1 protein-coding gene is annotated in these 1,085 nt (G+C 25.8%); it reads left to right on the top strand.

Annotated elements, in window-relative coordinates; all coding sequences use genetic code 11:
• Window positions 1-119: 119 nt before the first annotated feature.
• A complete protein-coding gene (locus tag BLU40_RS17465; protein ID WP_090126846.1) occupies window positions 120-821 on the top strand; it encodes a hypothetical protein in 702 nt (233 codons plus the stop codon).
• The last annotated feature ends 264 nt before the right edge of the window (window positions 822-1,085 follow it).

Here is a 1,085-nt window from a genome sequence, read left to right as displayed (position 1 = left end):
TGCTAAATAGAATGTTTCTTAACTTTTATTTTATTAATTTTATAAATCGAAAAATTGCGATTACCAAAACACAACTTTGGTTATCCTAAACCGTTAGCAAAAATAAGAAACGAACAATTATGAAACAGAAAAGATTATTAATACTAATATTGTTATTTATAACTACATACACATTTAGTCAAAACGAAGTATCAATAGAGTTGACTAATGCAAGTTACAAGTCTAAAGAAACAAAACTAACAATAGGTATTTCTATAAAGAATAATACCGATAGTTCAGTTTATATAGTCACACCGAAAAAATATTTTTTCTACAAACATTTAGATACTAAAAATAGTCTAAAAAAGAGCGGTTTGAATAGATTCCCATACTCTTTAGAAATATCATCAAATAAAAAGTGTAAAACAAATGATGATGGTTACGAATCGGTTATGTTTGGCAGAGAAGTAATTACTTTCAACATCTTGAAAGATATAGATGAAATAAAGCCAAACGAAATCAAAACTTATGAAAACATTGAAATTAATAGGTTTGATGGAGAATTCTGTTCTAATAGAAAATATAATATAAGTATTACTTATAATCCGAAAATTCATTTTGACAAGAATTTCATTAGTAAAATAAAAACTAAATATGACCTAATTCTTAAAGAAACAAAAGAATTGAATAGTGATTTAAATAGTTCTTTAAATAATTATAAAAGTATCCAGAAAGATAATTTTGAAAAACTAAATAGTTTATTTTCGATAATACCAAAAATTGAAAGTTTCAATGATAAAAATATCAAATCTAATTCTATTACAGCATCAGAAATAAAATAACTTTTGCTAACAACTGGTATATTTTATAGCTTGGTTTTAGCACACTTACGAAAATCCTCTCGGATTTTCTTGGTCGGTAAATATTTACTAAATTAGTTGCTTAAAACACGCCACAAAACATACCAAAAACCGTTGTACACCATTTAAGAAAACGCAGAATTGAATCAAGAAATCAAAATATCACGTTCGGACTTAATCGCTAAATGCGACCAATATCTGAATGGAGAACTTGAAAAATCCGATTTAGAAAATTATGCTTCAGAA

This window comes from Lutibacter oricola, from assembly GCF_900106565.1.
In the GTDB taxonomy this organism is placed as follows: Bacteria; Bacteroidota; Bacteroidia; order Flavobacteriales; family Flavobacteriaceae; genus Lutibacter; species Lutibacter oricola.
The sequence above is the reverse complement of the archived record's forward strand: the minus strand, read 5'-3'. Positions and strand labels throughout refer to the sequence as shown.

Bases quoted from the DNA above. Each gene is read 5' to 3' on its own strand.
- BLU40_RS17465 (WP_090126846.1), top strand. From the start codon at position 120: ATGAAACAGAAAAGATTATTAATACTAATATTGTTATTTATAACTACA.